Genomic DNA, 18,971 nt, shown 5'->3' with positions numbered 1-18,971 from the left:
GGTGGTCAGCTGTCCGCAGGGCGTTCGAGCGCCACCCTGGGGAGGCGCCGGGCGAGCGGGGCGGGCAGCCACCAGGCCCACTTGCCCATCAGCTGCATCAGGGCCGGGACGATCAGGCAGCGGATGACCAGGGCGTCCATCAGGATCGCCACCGCGAGGCCGAGGCCGAACTGCTGGAGCATCCGGTCGGCACTCAGCATGAAGGCGCCGAACACCACGATCATGATGGCACCGGCCGCCGTGATCACCTTGCCGGTGGAGGCCAGTCCTTCCCGTACCGCGAGGGAGTGATCCTTCGTGCGCTCCCACTCCTCATGCATCCGCGAGACCAGGAACACCTCGTAGTCCATGGAGAGTCCGAACACGATCGCGAAGATCAGCACGGGCAGGAAGGCTTCGACCGGGCCCGGCTGCACTCCGAACAAGCCGTGCTGGAACACGAGAACCATGGCGCCGAGCGCGGCGGTGATCGAGAGCAGGTTGAGCAGGGCTGCCTTGATGGGGATCAGGATCGACCGGAAGACCAGCATCAGCAGCAGGGACGACAGTCCGACGACGACGGAGACGAAGAGCGGCAGCCGCTGGGAGACCGTGTCGGCGAAGTCCTGGGACGCGGCGGTGGCTCCGCCGACCAGGATCTCCGCGCCGGTGTCGTGCTCCGCCTTCGGCGCCACGTCGTCACGGAGACGGTGCAGGAGGTCGGTGGTGCCTTCGTCCTGTGGTGCCGTCTTCGGGTAGACGATCACGGTGGACAGGGCGCCGTCCTCGGAGGGCATCGCGGGGCTTGCCGCCGCCACGCCCTCGGTCCTGGCCAGTTCGGAACGAACGGCCTTGCCCGCTGTTTCGTCTCCTTGCGTCACGACGACCAGCGGACCGTTGAAGCCCGGGCCGAAACCTTCGGCGAGCAGGTCGTACGCCTGCCGGGAGGTCGTGGTCTTCGGGTCGTTGCCCGCGTCGGCGAAACCGAGACGCATGCCGAGGACCGGCGCGGACAGGGCCAGCAGGGCCAGCACGGCGACCAGGAGTGACGGCAGCGGACGGCGCTGTACGGCGGTGGCCAGGGCCCGCCAGCGGCGGCCTTCGGGGTTGCCCTTGGCCTCCGCCCTGGCCGCGTGCTTCAGCACGTGACGCTGGATGCGCCCGGCGAAGAGCGCCAGCAGCGCGGGCAGCAGGATCAACGAGGCGGCCATGGTGGTCAGCACGGTCAGCGCCAGAGCCAGGGCCACGCCTTGCAGGGAGCCGAGGCCGAGGGCGACCAGGCCGAGGAGGGCGATGATCACTGTGCAGCCGGCGAAGAAGACCGTACGGCCGGCGGCGTCCAGGGCCTTGCGGCCGGCCGCGGCGGGGTCGGCGCCGTGCGTGAGTTCGTGCCGGTAGCGGTAGAAGATCAGCAGGGCGTAGTCGACGCCGAAGCCCAGTCCGACGAGCATCGTGATCGGCGGTGTGAAGTCGGCGACGGTGAAGACGTGCGAGGCGAGAACGATCAGCCCGAGGGCGGAGCCGACCGCGAAGAGGGCGGTCAGCAGCGGCACGGCGGCCGCCACCAGTGAGCCGAACAGCAGCCCGAGGATGACCAGGGCGGCCACGACGCCGGCCAGTTCCGCGGTCGGGCTTCCCTTCTCCTCGGCGCCACGCACGGCCTCGCCGCCGGCCTCGACCTGGAGACCGTCCCCCTCCGCGCTCTTCGCGGTGTCGATGATCGCGGTGACATCCTCCTTCGGCATGGCCTCGGCCTTCGCGTCGAGTGTGACGGTGGCGTAGCCGATCGTGCCGTCCTCGGACACGGCGGAGGCGTCGGTGTACGGACTGCGAACCTCGGCGACGCCCGGCAGCCGTCCGACCTCGGCCAGCATCCTCTCGACGGCCGCCCTGGGCACGTCGATGCCCTGCCTGTCCTTGAGCACGATGTCGACGCTGTCCCCGGCCCGGGCCGAGCCGTGATGCGTGAACAGGTCGGTGGCGGCCTGCGAATCGGTGCCCGGCAGGGCGAAGTCGTTCTTGTACGCGGAGCCTGCGGCCTGCGATCCCAGCGTGACGGCGACCAGGACGACCGCCCAGATCAGCAGGGCGGCCCCGCGGTGCCGTTGCGCCCAGTCGGCCAGGGAGCCGAACCGGCCGCCGCGCGGCCGGTCCGGTGGTGGTGTGGGCGGTGCCATGGGCGCGGTCGTGCCGGCGGTGGAAGACATGCGTGACTACCTCGGATTCGAGCGTGAGTGGCCTCGGGTGACGAACGCGCCCACCACGGCGCCGCAGAGCGCGGGCAGGCAGATCGCCAGGAGGGCGAACACGCCGTCGACCTCCACGGCCAGGGCCCCGGCGGCCGAGACCAGCAGGATTCCGGCGGCGGCACCGACGAGCGTGCCGACCAGCGCGGCCGTGGCCCGTCCGGGAAACAGGGGTGCGTCCATGGCGTCGATCGTGCCTGCGCGGCGGGGCCCGAATCGTCAGCCTCCGGCCGACACCCGTCGTACCCCAGCGGATGTACGCCGCCGCCGGGCCGTACCCCAGAGGTTGCGAGGAGTCGAGCCGGCCGTGCGCCGGCTGCCCGCGCCTGCGGTCTAGTCCGCCAGCCAGCCCGGGCTGACCAGGCCCGACTCGTACGCGAGCACCACGACCTGCGACCTGTCCCGCGCGCCGAGCTTGGACATGATCCGGCTGACATGCGTCTTCGCCGTCGACGGTGCCAGTACGAGGCGCGCCGCGATCTCGTCGTTCGTGAGCCCCGCGGCCACCAACTGCATGACCTCACGCTCCCGTTCGGTGAGGGCACCGAGCCGGAGATCCGGCCGAGGGCCCTTCACCCGCCCAGCGAACTCGGCGATGAGCCGCCGGGTGACCGACGGGCTGATCAGGGCGTCACCGCGGGCGGCCACCCGCACCGCCTGGAGGAGTTCCTCCGGCTCGGTGTCCTTCACCAGGAAGCCCGTCGCCCCGGCGCGCAACGCCCCGTACACGTAGTCGTCCAGATCGAAGGTCGTCAGGATGACCACTTTCACCGACGCCAGCCGCTCGTCCCCGGCGATCGCCCGGGAGGCTTCCAGCCCGTCCATCCCCGGCATCCGGATATCCATCAGGACCACGTCCGGCCTCAGCTCATGGCAGGCCGAGACCGCGGCTTGCCCGTCGGCGGCCTCGCCCACCACCTCGATGTCGTCCTCGTCCGCGAGGATCGACCGGAACCCCGCACGCACCAGCCTCTGGTCGTCCGCCAGCAGGACCCTGATCATCCGTCGCTCTCCTTCATCGGCTCTCGTGTCATGCCGTACGGGAGGCGGGCCCGCACCGCGAACCCACCCTCCGGCCGGGGACCTGCGGTCAGTTCGCCGCCGAGTGCCCGCGCGCGCTCGGTCATTCCGGCGATCCCGCTGCCGCCACCGGCGGCCCCGGCCGGCGTGGCCCGGCCGTCGTCCTCGACGGCCAGTGCCAACTCCTCGTCCTCGTAGGAGAGCCGAACGGAGACCCGCCCGGCGCCGCTGTGTCTGGCGGCGTTGGTCAGCGACTCCTGCATGATCCGGTACGCCGCCAGGTCGACCGGGGCGGGCAGCGGGCGTTCCACTCCGGTCCGCACGATCCGCACCGTGAGCCCGGCGAGCTTCGCCGAAGCGACCAGCTCGTCCACCCGGGCGAGCCCCGGCGCGGGTGCCGTGGGTGCCGCCTCGTCGACCCGGCGGAGCACCCCGAGGGTGGCCCGAAGCTCCCGCAGGGTCTCCCGGCTGCCCGCCTTGATCGCGCCGAGCGCCTCCTCGGCCTGTGCGGGGTCCTTCTTCAGCCGGTGCAGCGCCGCACCTGCCTGCACGTTGATCATCGAGATGTTGTGCCCGATCACGTCGTGCACCTCACGGGCGATACGCAGCCGTTCCTCGGTGGCACGCAGTCGCGCCTCCTCTTCGGCATAGGCCGCCCGGCCGTGCCGTACGGTGCCGAGCGCGACGACGGCGACCAGCCAGCCCGTGAGCATGAACACCGCCGTGCCGTTGATGTCGCTGGTGCCCGCGAAGATGCCCGCGGACATGCCGATCACCATCGCCGCCGCCATGGCGACGGCGGCCTGCAGCCGGCCCTGGGCCGCGATGGCGTACAACGCCACGATCGGCACCACGACCAGCGGACCGTCGGTGTCGCTCAACAGGTAGTAGCCGCCCGTGCCCAGCGCCGTGCACCAGCCCACCGCCACCGGGTACCGGCGCCGGAACAGCAGCACTCCGCACACCACGACGATCAGCAGCCAGCACGCGAGGCGCACGGGCGTCGAGCCCGCCCCGCTTCGCAGCAACTGCCCCTCCGGGACCGCCACCAACACGAACGTCCCGAGCGCGAGTGCTGCGTCGGCTCGGGCGCCGTGGAGCAGCCGGAATCGGGGCCGGTGGTGAGACGTACACACAAGTGCACACGCCTCAGAGGGGCGTCGACGACGACGGCACGAACGGCGCTCCGTGGCCGGGCACGATCAGGGCCGGGCCGAGGGCCAGGACCTTCTCCCTGGCCGTGCGCAGCTGCTCGCGGTCGGGGGCGAAGGGGTCATCGGCCGGCCCCTCGGCGGTCCACCACAGATGGGTCAGGACGATCAGGCCCTCGGCGGCCGTGACCAGGGTGCTGACGTCCTCCGCGGTGTGGCCGGGGGTCGTCATGAGGGCGATCGACGGCGAGAGCCGGAAGCCGTCGGCGTCGCGGTCCTCCCAGATGTCGTCGCGGTAGATGGCCATGTGGTCGTGGAAGCGGGCTTCGGGGAACAAGGCCGCGTTCAGCGTGTGGTCGGGGTGGTGGTGGCTGAAGATCACGTCGGTGACGTCTTCCGGGCTCAGTCCGTGGTGCGTGAGCGGATCGAGGATGAGCCGGCGGTCCGCGACCATGCCGGGATCGACGATCGCGACCGTCTCGCCGTCGACGAGCAGGGTGACGGTGCCGGCCACCCGCGTATCGGCGTAGCCAGTGGTCAGGACGTGGAAGGCGGCGGTCATCAGGTACTCCTCGGGTGAAGGCGGGTGGAACGGACGAACGCGGGCTCGGGGGTCTGGCGGATCATGTGGGAGATCATCTGCTTCATCCTCGGCTCGGCCCTCGACCTCGTGGCGCCGCGGTGCGTCGCTCGCCCGTCAGCCCGAAGCCGTGCCGAAGGGAAGGGCTTCGGCTTCGGCCGAGCGCAGGTGCTCCCTCAGCCACTTCTCGGTGTTGCTCACGTGCAGCAGTGCCGCGGCCTGACTGAGAGCCGCGTCACGTGCGGACAGGGCCGCGAAGATCGCCTCGTGCTCGGCGAGGGTACGGCCCGCCGCCTGGATGTCGACCAGGCCGCGCCAGATCCGGGCGCGCAGCGTGCGGCCGGAAATGCCCTCCAGGAGGGCGAGCAGGGATTCGTTGCCCGTGGCCGACACGACGGCCCGGTGGAAGGCCGCGTCATGGGCATTGAGCCGTTCGACGTCGTCACGGGCCTCGCGCATGGCGTCCAAGTGACCCTTCACTTCGGCCAGTTGGTCGTCGGATATCCGGGTCGCGGCAAGGCCCGTGGCCACCGGTTCGAGGAGCCGCCGTACCTCCATGAGGTCCTGGAGAGCGACCGAGTCACCCTGCAACAGCTCCACCGCTCCGCCGAGTCCCTCCAGGAGAAGGCTCGGTTGCAGGCTGGTCACATAGGTACCGTCGCCCCGCCGGACCTCCAGAACCCGCGCGACGGCCAGGGCCTTGACCGCTTCGCGGGCGAGGTTGCGGGACAGTCCCAGCTGTGCGGCCAGGTCCGGCTCCGGAGGGAGCTTCGACCCCGGAGGCAGGGCACCGGTCCGGATCAGCTCACGGATCTGCTCGATCGCCTTGTCTGTCAGAGACACCGCGCATCCCTTTCTCCACGTTGCGCCCCGACCCGTGCCGCAGTCCGCATGCCAAGGGTGACGTTGATGATACTGGGGTGCGTTCGCCGCAATACATGTGATGTTTCCTTGTCGGCATTACACAATAAAGCGCAACAAAAGGGGTAAGTCGCCTTATCGCGCAGTCACATTCATCCCTGCACGCCGATTGACATCACATGGAGACATGACAGACCGTCATGCGTAACAAGCTGCCCTTCCGCCCCAGGGATGTCTCCATGTCGAGTTCGATCAGCAGACGCCAATTGCTGGCCGGTGCCACCGGCGTGGCCGCGGCGGCCGTTACCGGAAGCGCGACCGGCTCCGGTGTCGCCCAGGCGGCGTCCACCACGTACACACCCGACTGGAACTCGGTCGACCAGCACCCGCCGGCCCCGGAGTGGTTCCAGGACGCGAAGTTCGGGATCTACTTCCACTGGGGTGTCTTCAGCGTCCCGGCCTTCGACAACGAGTGGTACCCGCGCAACATGTACCAGCCGGGCAGCAACGCCAACCAGCACCACATCGCGACGTACGGCCAACCGTCGGCCTGGCCCTACCACAACTTCATCAACGGGGCGCGGGACCTGGCGGGCAACACCGTGAAGTTCGCGCCGAAGCTGAAGTCGGCAGGCGGGAAGTTCGATCCCGAGGAGTGGGCGCAGCTGTTCGCCGACGCCGGCGCCCGGTTCGCCGGCCCGGTGGCCGAGCACCATGACGGATTCTCCATGTGGGACAGCCAGGTCAACGAGTGGAACTCGGTGAACAAGGGCCCTGGCCTCGACCTGCTGCGGCTTTTCTCCACGGCCATCCGCGCCAAGGGCCTGAAGCTGCTGGTGGCCATGCACCACGCGTACAACTTCACCGGCTTCTACGAGTTCGCCCCCGCCCAGACCGACCCCGGCCTCAAGAAGCTCTACGGGCAGCTGGGCCCGGCCGCGGAGAACCAGCTCTGGTTCGACAAGCTCAAGGAGGTCATCGATCGCGCCCAGCCCGACATCCTGTGGCAGGACTTCAATCTGGACGCCGTCGAGGAGACACAGCGCCTGAACTTCCTGGCGTACTACTACAACCAGGCAGGCAGCTGGGGCCGCGAGGTCGTCGCCACGTACAAGGACGGCATGAACGGCAAGGGCGAGGTCTTCGACTACGAACGCGGCGGCCCGGCCGACCTCACCACCCCGTACTGGCTCACCGACGACAGCATCTCCAGCAGCAGCTGGTGCTACACCCAGGGCATCGGCTACTACAGCATCCAGCAGATGCTGCACTCGTTCATCGACCGGGTCAGCAAGAACGGCAACATGCTGCTGAACATCGCGCCGATGGCCGACGGCACGGTCCCTCAGGCACAGAAGGACATCCTGCTCGGTATCGGTGACCACCTGAAGCGCTTCGGCGAGTCGGTGTACGAGACGCGCGCCTGGACGGCGTACGGCGAGGGCCCGACGAAGATGGGCGGCGGCTCGTTCACCACTCCGCATGCCGGTACGGCGCAGGACATCCGCTTCACCCGCAACAAGGCGAACAACGTCCTGTACGCCACCGTCCTGGGCTGGCCCGGCAGCTCACTGACGATCAAGACACTCGGCTCGGACCGGATCAACCTTTCGTCGCTGACCTCGGTGAAGCTCCTCGGCTCCACCGCCGGCAGCTATATCGACCTCGCGGCGCCGACCCAGAGCTCCTCCGGCCTCACCGTCACCCTGCCGTCCTCGGCGCCCTACAACGCCAACGCCTATGTACTGAAGCTCGCCTTCTCCGGCGCGATCCCCAGCCTGCGGCCGCTCGCCGGCGCCATCGTGTTCACAGACGTCGACTACACCGGCACGGCCGCTGTGCTCACCGTCGGCGACTACACCGCGGCCGACCTGCGCACGGCCGGGCCGGGGCCGGGCACCCTCTCCTCCCTCCGGCCGGCACCCGGCTACCAGGTGATCGGCTACTCCGGCGACAACTTCACCGGCACCGCGTGGACTTTCACCGCCGACAACTCCGACCTGAGGGTCACCGGCAACAACGACCACATCACCTCACTGAAGGTCCAGTTCAACCCGGCTGCGTACTTCCGGATCACCAACGTCACCGACGGTCTCGCGCTGGACAGCGGCGGCACCGTGGATTCCGGCTCCAACCTCAAGCAGTGGACCTGGGACGGCAGTCCCAATCTGCAATGGCGTGCGGAGGCTGTCGAAGGCGGCTATTACAAGCTGGTCAACCGCACGAACGGCATGGTCGCCGACGGCTGGGGTGCCACCGCCGACGGCTCCGCGGCCCGGCAGGCCACCTGGAACGGCGGCACCAACCAGCAGTGGACGATCACGCACCGGGGCAGCGACCGTTACTCCATCGCCAACCGCACCACCGGCCTGGTCCTCGACGGCGGCGGCAACGTCGCCTCGGGCTCCGTCACCAAACAATGGACCTACGGCAGCAGCACGAACCTGCTGTGGACCTTCACGGCGCCGTGACCCGAGTACCGGCTTCGCTCAACTGCCCGTGCCGGCACAGGTGTTGCCGTTGAGGGTGTAGGAGGCCGGCATGGCCGTGTCGCCGGTGTGGACGGCCTGGAAGCCGATGCCGACGGAGGCGCCCGGAGCGATGGTGGCGTTGTGGGCGAGGTTCCTGGCCGTCACCTGGCCGGAGGCGGGCGCGTAGTCCGCGTTCCAGCCGGAGGTGATGGCCTGGCCGCCGGGCAGGGTGAAGACCAGGGACCAGCCGTCGATCGCGGTGGTGCCGGTGTTGGTGATGGTGATGTTCGAGGTCAGGCCGCTGTTCCACGCGCTGACGGTGCCGGTGACCCGGCAGGTGGCGGTCCCCGGTGACGGGTCGGAGGTCTGGAACTGCGTGAAGAACTTCCACACCTCTCCCGGCAGCCAGGTCCTGCCGCTGTCACCGGGGGCGCCGTCCTGTGGAGCGGCGATGTGTCCCTCGTCGAACGCGGCCCAGGCGACCGGATGCCCGGTCGAGCAGCCCGAGTAGGTGGTGACCCGGTGCGTCAGGCTGCCCTGGGCGGGCTCGGGCGGGTTCTGAGGGGTGCAGCCGTTGTTCCTGACGAACGTGTCCCGCATCGCCCGTCCGCCGGAGATGCCGAGGACACTGTCCCGGAGGCCGTGCACTCCGAGGTAGGCGATGGGCTGGGTTCCGCCGCTGCATCCGCTGAGCTGCCCGCCGCTCTGCACCGCGACCGCGCGGAAGACCGTCGCGCGGGCGCATGCGAGGGCGTACGACATGGCGGCGCCGTAGCTGAAGCCGAGCGCGAAGCGCTGCGTGGTGTCGACGCACAGGTCCGCCTCGATCCGCCGGATCATGTCGTCGACGAAGGTGACGTCCTCTCCGCCGGAGTTGGCCCAGCCGTTGTTGAGGCCTTGTGGTGCGACGAAGACGGCGCTGTTGTTCGCCAGTCGCTGGAGCCCGTAGTAGGCCCAGGTGCCCGTTTCCACCGTGCGGCCCGTGGCGACGTCGGTGGAGGTGCCGCCCAGCCAGTGGAACCCGAAGACCAGCCGGTAGGGGTGGTTGCGGTCGTAGCCGTCCGGGATCTTCAGGGTGAAGCTGCGGTTCTTGCCGCCGCTCTGGATCGTGTACGTACCGCTCGTCAGGGTGGGCGCCTTGCCGCAACCGGGGCTCGCGGCAGCGGCGCGCGAGGGTGCGGCAGCCGTGCCGGAGGCCGTGGGCCCGGTGCTCTCGCCCTGGCCGCGGGCCAGTGCCGTACCGCCCATGCTCAGGACGACCAGCACCGCGACCATGGCGGGCCATAAGAGGGTTCGTGTTCTTGTCATCGTGCTACTGCCCTTCTGTTCAGGGGACGCCGGGGTCACGTACGGGTCCACTTCTGGCCGGCCTGGCCTGTGCAGCTCCACAGGACCAGCGGCGTTCCGTTGGCGGTGCCGGACTGGTCGGCGTCGAGGCACAACCCGGCGTGAACGTTGCGGATCGTCCCCTCGGAGCCGAGGGTCCACTTCTGGTTGTCCTGGCCGTTGCAGGGCCAGGTGATGACACGGGTGCCGTTCGTGGTGCCCTGGTTGTAGGCGTCGAGGCACTTGTCGCCGAAGACGCGGATCTCGCCGCCGGCCCATGTGGTCCACAGCTGGTTGGCGGCCGTGTGGCAGTCCCAGATCAGTGCCGTGGCCCCGGCCGCGGTGGAGGCGTTGTCGACGTCCGCACAGCGGCCGGAGGCGTTGCCCCGCAGCCGGGAGGTGGTGGCGGCCACCGGGCTGCCACCGGTCACCCGGAACACGGCCACGCCGTGCGCGGGGACGCTCGCCGAAATCTGTCCGGACGTACTGGACGTACCACCGGTCCACAGGTCCGTCAGGGTGAACGGCCCGCCGGACAGGCCGACTTGCGCGGCCGTGGCGGTGACCGTCGCGGTGCCGCCGCTCCGGTTGAACAGGCCCACGGCGACCGAGCCGTCGGACAGGGGCTTGGCGAACACCTCGGTGCTGCCGTCGTCGCGCACCCTGCGCCCGCCCGCGCCCAGCGGATCCTGGTTCACCGCCAACAGACGGGGGTTGCGCAGGATCGCGCTCACGTCGGCGGACATGGTGCGGATGTCGTTGCCGGCCATGAGCGGGGCACTCATCAGCGCCCACAGGGCGAAGTGTGAACGGGACTCGGTCAGTGACAGTCCCGGGCGGCCGACGACCAGCATGTCGGGGTCGTTCCAGTGTCCCGGGCCCGACTGCGCCGCGAGCGGCGCGGTGACGTCGAGGACGTTGCCGACGCCCATCGGATAGCTGTTGGTGTTGCCGTTCTGCCAGATGTCGAGCAGGTCCTCGGTCGTCCGCCACAGGTCGGCGACCTCGCCCCAGTTGTACGTGGCGCCGGTGATGGCGTGGAAGCTGTTGGGGTTGATGCTGTAGACGATCGGCCGCCCCGTGGCCCGCAGGGCGTCGCGCATCAGGGTGAAACGCGCGACCTGCTCGTCACGGGTGCCGCTGGACGAACACCAGTCATACTTGAGGTAGTCGACGCCCCACGAGGCGAACGTGGCGGCGTCCTGGGCCTCGTGCCCCCTGCTGCCCGTCGAACCCGGATAGGCGCCGCTGGTCTGCGCGCAGGTGCGCTCGCCCGGCACCTGGTAGATGCCGAACTTCAGGCCCTTGCCGTGGATGTAGTCCCCGAGCGCCTTCATACCGCTGGGGAACTTGGTCGCGTTGGCCCGCAGGTTGCCCGCCGCGTCACGCTGCGGGTCGAACCAGCAGTCGTCGACCACGACGTACCGGTAGCCGGCGTCCCTCATGCCGGAGGACACCATCGCGTCGGCGGCCTGGCGGACCTGTGCCTCGGTGATACCGCACCCGAAGCTGTTCCAGCTGTTCCAGCCCAGGGGCGGAGTGAGTGCGGGGCTGCCGGGGGCGGCCGAAGCGGTGGAGTGGACAGACGCCGTCAAGGACGCGGTCACCGCCAGCGCGGTGGCCGCGAAGAAACGGAGCAGTTGTCTGCCTGATGGTCGGGGCACCGTGAACTCCTTCCGAAGGACATGGGGCAAACAGAGGATGACGACTGCACAGGGCCGACCCGTGTCACGTATACGACACTCGCCGGCAGTTCGAAATTTCGGTCGACTTTCGGAGCGTTGGCTGTACGGATGCTAGAGAGAGTCCTGCACATGTCAACACCTGATGAGCAGTCAACTGTTCACTTCAGCATGTACACACTGCTCAGATCTCCGAAACATTTCGACGTCAACAGCGAATGCTGCGTGAGGCATTGACGGGATGTGTCAGCCTCCTATCATCCTGGTTGCTCGACACATCAGTCAGCGTTCGCACTCTCGAACGAGCCCCCTCGCAGAGAGAACGACACATGGATATGTCATGCCCTCGCCAAAAGATGGATCGCCGTCGGGCGCTGACCGCCGCCGGCGGCCTGGCCACCGGCGCCTTCCTGTCTCTGGCGGGGCCCTCCCCCACCGCCGCCTCCGCTCCCGCCCGGGTCCCGGCCCCCGGGGCCCCAGCCCCGTACACCAACCCGGTGATCTGGCAGGACTTCGCGGATATCGACGTCATCCGCGTCGGCGGCACCTACTACGCCTCCGCCTCGACGATGCACTATTCACCGGGCGCACCCGTCCTGCGTTCGTACGACCTCGTGAACTGGGAGATCGCCGGTCACGCGGTGCCCGTCCTCGACTTCGGCGCCAAGTACGACCTGAACGGTGCCCGCGGCTATGTCAGAGGGATCTGGGCGTCGTCACTGGCATACCGCCCGAGCAACAGGACGTTCTACTGGCTCGGCCAGATCGACTTCGCCAGGACATACGTCTACACCGCCACCGCCGTCGAGGGGCCCTGGAGCAGGCTGACGACGATCAGCACCCCGTACTACGACGCGGGGCTGCTGGTCGACACCGACGACACCCTGTACGTGGCGTACGGCAACACCACCATCAGCGTGGCCCAGCTCTCCCCCGACGGCCGCGACCAGGTCCGCACCCAGCAGGTGTTCACCACACCGTCGAGTGTCGGAACCCTTGAGGGCTCCCGCTTCTACAAGATCAACGGGCAGTACTACATCTTCCTGACCCGCCCGGCCAACGGCCAGTACATCCTCAAGTCGTCGGGCGGCCCGTTCGGTCCGTACACGATGCGACAGGTCCTCCTCGACCTGCGCGGGCCGATTGCCGGCGGTGGTGTCCCGCACCAGGGCGGGCTGGTGCAGACCCAGGGCGGCGCCTGGTACTACATGGCGTTCGTGGACGCCTATCCCGGCGGCCGGGTCCCGGTCCTCGCGCCGGTCACCTGGACCTCCGACGGCTGGCCCGTCGTTCAACTGGTCGACGGTGCCTGGGGCACCTCGTATCCCGGGCCGGCCGTGCCCACCCCACCCCGCCAGGTCACTCCGATGACCGGCGTCGACACCTTCGACGGTACGAGCCTCAAGCCGAGGTGGGAATGGAACCACAACCCGGACAACACCAAGTGGTCGTCCGGCAACGGCCTGACGCTGCGCACCGCGACCGTCACCAACGACCTGTACTGGGCCCGCAACACGCTCACGCACCGCATCCAGGGCCCCACCTCCACCGCCACGGTCCAGCTCGACTTCTCGGCGATGCGGGACGGCGACCGGGCGGGACTCGCGCTGCTGCGTGACTCCTCCGCGTGGATCGGTGTCAGGCGCGACGGCGGAGTGACACGGGTGACGATGGTCAACGGGCTCACCATGGACGGAAGTTGGAACACCACCGGCACCGGCACCGAGCTCGCGAGCACGGCCGTCTCAGGGGGCCGCGTCTGGCTGCGCGCGACCGCGGACATCCGCCCCGGCTCGGCACGCCCCGGGACCTTCTTCTACAGCACCGACGGCACGAACTTCATCCGCCTCGGCCCGTCCTTCTCCCTGGGCAACGACTGGCGCTTCTTCATGGGCTACCGATACGCCCTCTTCAACCACGCCACCCAGGCGCTCGGCGGCGCGGTCCGCGTCCTGCGGTTCGAGCTGTCGACGCCCTGATCCCGTCCCGTCGACCGCACAGCGCAACCCCCCACCCGAACCAACGAGGAGAACCATGAACCCGCTGAAGCGGCTCGGCCGTCGCCGAGCCTCGGTATCAGCCCTGCTGGCCGTGACCACCCTGGTCACGCCCGCCGCCGCGACCGCCGCACCCGACGCCGTCCGCGCCTCCACTCTGGGCGCCCAAGCGGCCCAGTCCGGACGGTACTTCGGGACCGCCGTGGCCGCCGGAAGGCTCGGTGACGGCACGTACACCGGGATCCTGGACCGCGAGTTCAACTCGGTCACGCCCGAGAACGAGATGAAGTGGGACACCATCGAGCGCTCTCGCGGCTCGTTCAACTTCGGCCCCGGCGACCAGATCGCCAACCGGGCCGCGGCGCACGGGCAGCGCCTGCGCGGCCACACCCTGGTCTGGCACCAGCAACTGCCGAGCTGGGTCAGCTCCATCAGGGACGCCAACACCCTGCGCGGCGTGATGAACAATCACATCACCCAGGTGATGAACCACTACAAGGGCAAGGTCTACGCCTGGGACGTGGTCAACGAGGCTTTCGCCGACGGCGGCAGCGGCCAGATGCGCAGCTCGGTCTTCCGGGACGTGCTGGGCACCGGCTTCATCGAGGAGGCCTTCCGTAGCGCGCGGTCGGCCGACCCGTCGGCCAAGCTCTGCTACAACGACTACAACATCGAGAACTGGAGCGACGCCAAGACCCAGGGTGTCTACCGCATGGTGCGCGACTTCAAGGCGCGCGGCGTGCCCATCGACTGCGTCGGCCTCCAGTCCCACTTCGGGGCGGGCGGACCGCCGGCCGGCTTCCAGACGACCCTGACGAACTTCGCCGCGCTCGGCGTGGACGTCCAGATCACCGAACTGGACATCGCGCAGGCGCCGACAGCCGCGTACGCGAACACGGTGCGGGCCTGCATGAACGTGGCGCGCTGCACCGGCATCACCGTCTGGGGCATCCGCGACAGCGACTCCTGGCGCAGCGGTGAGAACCCGCTGCTGTTCGACCGCAACGGCAACAAGAAGCCCGCCTACCAGCCGACGCTCACCGCGTTGGGCGGCAGTGCCGCGGCACAGCGGACGGGCGCCGCCCCTTCGCCCCGGTCCGCCGCGGCACTCCCCTCCTCCTTCCGCTGGAGTTCGAGCGGCCCCCTGATCGCGCCGAAGCCGGACGCGACGCACAACATCGCGGGGATCAAGGACCCGTCGGTCGTCTACTACAACGGCAAGTACCACGTGTTCGCGAGCACCGCGAGCTCGGCCGGGTACAACCTGGTGTACCTGAGCTTCTCCGACTGGTCCCAGGCGGGCTCGGCCACGCACCACTACCTGGACCGCAGCGCCATCGGCGCCGGGTACCGGGCCGCGCCGCAGGTCTTCTACAACACCCAGCAGCGCCTGTGGTACCTCGTCTACCAGACCGGCAACGCCTCGTACTCGACGAACCCCGACATCAGCAACCCCAACGGGTGGAGCGCCCCTAAGAACTTCTACTCGTCGATGCCGGACATCATCAAGCAGAACATCGGCAACGGCTACTGGGTCGACATGTGGGTGATCTGCGACAGTGCCAACTGCTACCTGTTCTCCTCCGACGACAACGGCCACTTGTACCGCTCCCAGACGACCGTCGGCCAGTTCCCGAACGGCTTCACCAACACCGTGATCGCGGCCCAGGACTCCAAGTTCGCCATGTTCGAGGCGAGCAACGTGTACAAGGTGCAGGGCAGCAACCAATATCTGCTCCTGGTCGAGGCGATCAGCTCGGACGGCCGGCGCTACTTCCGCTCCTGGACCGCGAGCGGCCTCGCCGGCTCCTGGTCACCCCTGGCCGCGTCCGAGAGCAACCCGTTCGCCAAGTCGAGCAACGTGACGTTCCCCGCCGGTACCTGGACCCGGGACATCAGTCACGGTGAGATGATCCGCGCGGGCTACGACCAGACGCTCACGATCCCGGCCTGCAAGCTCCAGTACCTGTACCAGGGCAAGGACCCCAACGCCGGCGGTGACTACAACAACCTGCCGTGGCGACTGGGTCTGCTCAGCCAGAGCAACTCGACCTGCTGACCGAGTGGGCCCCGCACGGTGTGCGGGGCCCATGCCACGACTACGGGTCGCGAGTGTCAGTGGCGCCGTCCCCGGAGCCTGCCGAGGAGTTGCCGAGCCTGGGCTCGGCGACGCGGATCGGCCGAGGCACGGCGCACCTGCTCGGCGGCACGTCGCCCCTGCGGGCTCCTGCTGAACTGCTTGATCTTCTCCAACATGCCAGGCACGACTGTCCTCCTGGGAAGGTCGACGACAAGGCCTTCGTACAGACGCGGTTACCCCGCGCCCACCGTCCCACCCCTGCCGTCGACCCATGTGGACGGGATCAGCTCAGGCCGAGGTTCGACAGGGCGGTCGTCCAGTCCGTGACGATCGCGTCCTGGGCGTCGGCGAGGCTGACGGTGCCGGCGCAGACGGCCTTCTTGAGTTTGTTCTCGACGGTGTCCTTGTTGGCGGCGGTCGTGGTGCCGTACTCCGGCTCGGGCCAGAGGTTGAGCGCACTCTTGGGAGCACCTCCGAGTTCGAGGGGGACGAAGTGGTCCTCCTCGTAGTCCGAGGTGCTGGTGTCGGTGTAGCCGTACTCGACGATCTGCGTCTTCTTCAGCGCGGTGGTGTAGGAGCTGGACGGCCGGACGGTCGCGGTCCAACCGGAGACGCAGATGGTGGAGCCGATGGTGGACTGGGTGACATCCGGGTTGAAGTCGCCGGGCTGGCAACTCGGATCGGGCAGGGGGAGGTAGCCCTGGCTGCAGCTCTGCGCGTGCGCGGTGCCGGCTGCGACCGTGAGGCCTGCGGCGGCGAGGGCGAGGGAGGAGAGGGCGGTCACCAGGGAGCGGGATATTCGGGGCATGGGGGGATCTCCCGGAGGGGTGCCCGGCAGGAGTTCCGGGCGGTCGTGAGCATGACAGCATTGAGGTCGTCTATGCGGGTAGACCTCTTTGCCGGTCGCGGAGATCCCTTTTTTGAATGTTTGACTACCGTGGGACCGACGAAGGGCAAGTCATGGCCGGCACTTGGTTGTCGGCCCCACTCAGTCGAGGCAGAACTCGTTGCCCTCGATGTCCTGCATCACGATGCACGACTCGTTGTCGTCGTCGGCCGGCAGGAGTCGCACGCGGACCGCACCGAGCGCGACCAGTCGTGCGCATTCGGCCTCAAGCGTGGCCAGCCGCTCTGCACCCACGAGCCCGGTGCCGGCCCGCACGTCGAGATGCAGCCGATTCTTGACGACCTTGCCTTCGGGAACGCGCTGGAAGAACAGCCGCGGGCCGACACCTGAGGGATCAACGCACGCAAACCATGAACCTTGTTCCTCAGGAGCCAGGGAGCGGTCGAAATCCTCCCAAGTGGCGAAACCCTCCGGCGGCGGCGGTACGACGTACCCCAGCACCTCGCACCAAAAGCGAGCGACGCGCTCCGGTTCTGCGCAGTCGAAGGTGACTTGGAACTGCTTGATCGATGGCATCGGCGCACCTTAGCAGGGGGCCTGTGGAGGGCCCCACCTCAGGAGAAGTCTGCTGCGGTGATGCCGTCGGGATGTCCGAGCGGCCACTCCACCAACTCGATCCGGTAGCCGTCCGGGTCCGTGAGCCACGACGTCTTCGGGCCGTGAGGGCCGCCCGGGTACTGGACAGGCTCCGGCTCCAGGCCGGCTTCGGCCAGCGTCTTCAGGGTGACAGTCAGTGTGTCCACCTGGATCGCGAGGTGGTCGACTCCGCTGCCCACGTCGACGCGTCCGTCGGCGGGACGGTGAACCAGTTCGAGCGAGGCCGCCGGTTCGCCGGGGAACTTGAGGATCACGAGGCGGCCCCCGTCGCCGGCCTCGACCCTGCCCAGCTCGACGTAGCCCAAGGCGGTGTAGAAACCGAGCGAGCGATCCAGATCGGTGACGCGGTAGGCGACGAAGAGCGTCTTCATACGGCCTCCTCCGCTCGGCGCACCCGGTAGCGGAGGTGCGTCACGTCTCGATCCTCGAGCCGTCGGACGAGGTCGAGTTCGATGTGATCACCACCGAGGTGGTCGAACAGCCGTCGACCGCCACCGAGGAGGACCTGCACCAGGTGGATCTCCATCTCGTCCAACTGTCCGGCTCGGAGAAGCGCTTGGGCCGCCCCCGCCCCATGGACCATGACCGGCCGGCCCCCTGCGGCCTCGCGAGCCTGACGGGCGCAGTCCTCGACGTCGGTGACGAAACGTGCGTGGCCGGGTGGCACGTCCCCGTCGTCCACCTGGTGGGTGAGGACGAGGATCGGCACGCCGTCGTGGTGGTCGCCCTGCCAGCGCCCCGCGAGTTCGAAGGTCCGACGACCGGAGATCAGCGCGCCGGTCGCCAGCGCCTCGCGGTAGACCCGGCCGCTCGGACCGTCGGACTCCCGGTCGTCGAGCCAGTTGAAAAGCCGTCCGCCGTCGCGTCCGAGCTCCTGCCCCGGCCGATCGTCCGGGCCGGCGATATAGCCGTCGAGCGACATCGACATGTACAGCCGAATCGGATTGTTCATCCTGGCCTCCGCCTCTCCTCCATGACACGGGTCACAAGGGAGACTTCAGGCAACCGGCAAACTCATCGGCTGAGGCTCAGATGGGTCATTCGCGGTGAACGCTCAGGTCTCGTCCGTCACGGCCGCGCTGAAACGCGTGGCCAGCGCTTGCACCGCCGCGCGCAGTTCCTCCCCGCCCTCGACGCGGAAGGCGAGCGGCAGCTGCGCCAGCCACTCCTGCGCGTACATCGTGGGATTCCGCGTGCTGCCGACGAGCACGCATCCGTCTCCCGACGGTTCGAGCCGCCCCATGGGCGGGCGGATCGACGGCAGTACCTCGGCCATCGGGGCGTCGAACACCACCCGCGTGGGAAACTCCCACCCCTTGCCCAGGTTCTCCTCCAGCACCGCCACCGGGTCGAGGCCGTCGGGCATCTCGAAGCCGTGGGCGGTCTCCCGGACCGCGCGGACCCGGTCGATCCGGTAGGTGCGGATCGCGTTCGCGTGGTGGGAGTGGCACAGGAGGTACCAGCGGCCGTAGCGGACGACGACCGCCCAGGGGTCCACCTCGGCCTCCCACTCGTTGCCGGACTCACTGCGGTACGTGACCAGTACCCGGCGCCGCACCGCGCTCGCCGCGACGAGCGTGCTCGTGAGGGCCGGATCCGGACGGGACGCGTTCCGGTCGGGCGCCGCCGACGCGTGCTCGCGCAGGGCGGCCGCCTGTCGGCCGACGCTCTCGGGCAGCGCCCGGATGACTTTGCCCAGGGCGGCACCGACGAGGTCGTCGGCATCGGGGTCGGCGGCCGCCGGCTGACCGTCGAGGACCGCCATGACCAGGCCCAGCGCCTCCGGCTCCGTGAAGACGACCGGCGGAAGCCTCGCCCCGCGCCCCAGTCGGTAGCCGCCGTAGGGGCCCCGCTCCGAGTGCACGGGGACGCCCGCCTCGCGGAGGATCCCGACATACCGGCGCGCGGCCCGCTCCGTGACCCCGAGAGACGCGGCGATCTCGTCGGCCGTCACTCCCGCGGTGCGGGACTGGAGGATCTCAAGGGTGCGCAGGGCTCGCGCGGTGGGGCTGAGATCGGTCGGCACCCGAGCAGATTAGGTGGTCACGAGATATACCGGAAGTGGATTGTCCGG

General features: G+C 69.1%; 17 protein-coding genes. 3 read left to right on the top strand and 14 right to left on the bottom strand.

Annotated elements, in window-relative coordinates; genetic code table 11:
* Positions 1–5: 5 nt before the first annotated feature.
* The 6 genes from RNB18_RS01855 to RNB18_RS01830 form a co-directional block, all read right to left on the bottom strand.
* Positions 6–2,186: an MMPL family transporter gene (locus tag RNB18_RS01855; RefSeq protein ID WP_394817571.1), complete on the bottom strand. Its 2,181-nt coding sequence runs from the start codon at positions 2,184–2,186 to the stop codon at positions 6–8.
* A gap of 6 nt (positions 2,187–2,192) precedes the next feature.
* Complete coding sequence (locus tag RNB18_RS01850) at positions 2,193–2,408, bottom strand: hypothetical protein (RefSeq protein WP_311712348.1); 216 nt, start codon at positions 2,406–2,408, stop codon at positions 2,193–2,195.
* Between the two features lie 150 nt (positions 2,409–2,558).
* Positions 2,559–3,227, bottom strand: a complete 669-nt coding sequence (locus RNB18_RS01845; protein ID WP_311712347.1) for a response regulator transcription factor — start codon at positions 3,225–3,227, stop codon at positions 2,559–2,561.
* Positions 3,224–4,381, bottom strand: a complete 1,158-nt coding sequence (locus RNB18_RS01840; protein WP_394817570.1) for a sensor histidine kinase — start codon at positions 4,379–4,381, stop codon at positions 3,224–3,226. Before RNB18_RS01840 ends, RNB18_RS01845 begins: the two co-directional genes overlap by 4 nt.
* A 13-nt stretch (positions 4,382–4,394) precedes the next feature.
* Entirely contained in the window at positions 4,395–4,958 is a 564-nt protein-coding gene (locus tag RNB18_RS01835) for an MBL fold metallo-hydrolase (protein ID WP_311712346.1), read from the bottom strand.
* A gap of 135 nt (positions 4,959–5,093) precedes the next feature.
* Complete coding sequence (locus tag RNB18_RS01830) at positions 5,094–5,819, bottom strand: FadR/GntR family transcriptional regulator (protein WP_311712345.1); 726 nt, start codon at positions 5,817–5,819, stop codon at positions 5,094–5,096.
* 257 nt (positions 5,820–6,076) lie between these two features.
* On the opposite strand from RNB18_RS01830, the gene RNB18_RS01825 reads away from it, so the two are divergent.
* Positions 6,077–8,308, top strand: a complete 2,232-nt coding sequence (locus tag RNB18_RS01825; protein WP_311712344.1) for an alpha-L-fucosidase — start codon at positions 6,077–6,079, stop codon at positions 8,306–8,308.
* Between the two features lie 18 nt (positions 8,309–8,326).
* Here RNB18_RS01825 and RNB18_RS01820 read toward each other — a convergent pair whose 3' ends face one another.
* Positions 8,327–9,616, bottom strand: a complete 1,290-nt coding sequence (locus RNB18_RS01820) for a cellulose binding domain-containing protein (RefSeq protein ID WP_311712343.1) — start codon at positions 9,614–9,616, stop codon at positions 8,327–8,329.
* Between the two features lie 35 nt (positions 9,617–9,651).
* Entirely contained in the window at positions 9,652–11,298 is a 1,647-nt protein-coding gene (locus RNB18_RS01815; RefSeq protein WP_311712342.1) for a glycoside hydrolase family 27 protein, read from the bottom strand.
* 374 nt (positions 11,299–11,672) lie between these two features.
* On the opposite strand from RNB18_RS01815, the gene RNB18_RS01810 reads away from it, so the two are divergent.
* Positions 11,673–13,295, top strand: a complete 1,623-nt coding sequence (locus tag RNB18_RS01810; RefSeq protein ID WP_311712341.1) for a glycoside hydrolase family 43 protein — start codon at positions 11,673–11,675, stop codon at positions 13,293–13,295.
* Positions 13,296–13,350: 55 nt separating this feature from the next.
* On the top strand, positions 13,351–15,372 hold the full coding sequence (locus RNB18_RS01805) for a non-reducing end alpha-L-arabinofuranosidase family hydrolase (protein ID WP_311712340.1): 2,022 nt from the start codon (positions 13,351–13,353) through the stop codon (positions 15,370–15,372).
* Positions 15,373–15,428: 56 nt separating this feature from the next.
* Here the strand turns inward: RNB18_RS01805 and RNB18_RS01800 are convergent, their stop codons facing one another.
* From RNB18_RS01800 to RNB18_RS01775, 6 genes are all read right to left on the bottom strand, one after another.
* Positions 15,429–15,578, bottom strand: coding sequence for a hypothetical protein (locus RNB18_RS01800; protein ID WP_167362992.1), 150 nt, complete (start codon positions 15,576–15,578; stop codon positions 15,429–15,431).
* Positions 15,579–15,676: 98 nt separating this feature from the next.
* Positions 15,677–16,201: a hypothetical protein gene (locus tag RNB18_RS01795; protein ID WP_311712339.1), complete on the bottom strand. Its 525-nt coding sequence runs from the start codon at positions 16,199–16,201 to the stop codon at positions 15,677–15,679.
* 180 nt (positions 16,202–16,381) lie between these two features.
* Positions 16,382–16,816, bottom strand: coding sequence for a VOC family protein (locus RNB18_RS01790; RefSeq protein WP_311712338.1), 435 nt, complete (start codon positions 16,814–16,816; stop codon positions 16,382–16,384).
* A gap of 38 nt (positions 16,817–16,854) precedes the next feature.
* Complete coding sequence (locus RNB18_RS01785) at positions 16,855–17,268, bottom strand: VOC family protein (protein WP_311712337.1); 414 nt, start codon at positions 17,266–17,268, stop codon at positions 16,855–16,857.
* A complete protein-coding gene (locus tag RNB18_RS01780) occupies positions 17,265–17,849 on the bottom strand; it encodes a dihydrofolate reductase family protein (RefSeq protein ID WP_311712336.1) in 585 nt (194 codons plus the stop codon). Before RNB18_RS01780 ends, RNB18_RS01785 begins: the two co-directional genes overlap by 4 nt.
* 102 nt (positions 17,850–17,951) lie before the next feature.
* Positions 17,952–18,923, bottom strand: a complete 972-nt coding sequence (locus RNB18_RS01775; RefSeq protein ID WP_311712335.1) for a helix-turn-helix transcriptional regulator — start codon at positions 18,921–18,923, stop codon at positions 17,952–17,954.
* Between the last annotated feature and the right edge of the window lie 48 nt (positions 18,924–18,971).

The organism is Streptomyces doebereineriae (assembly GCF_031845645.1).
GTDB lineage: Bacteria > Actinomycetota > Actinomycetes > Streptomycetales > Streptomycetaceae > Streptomyces > Streptomyces canus.
This window is presented reverse-complemented; position numbering and strand designations above follow the sequence as displayed.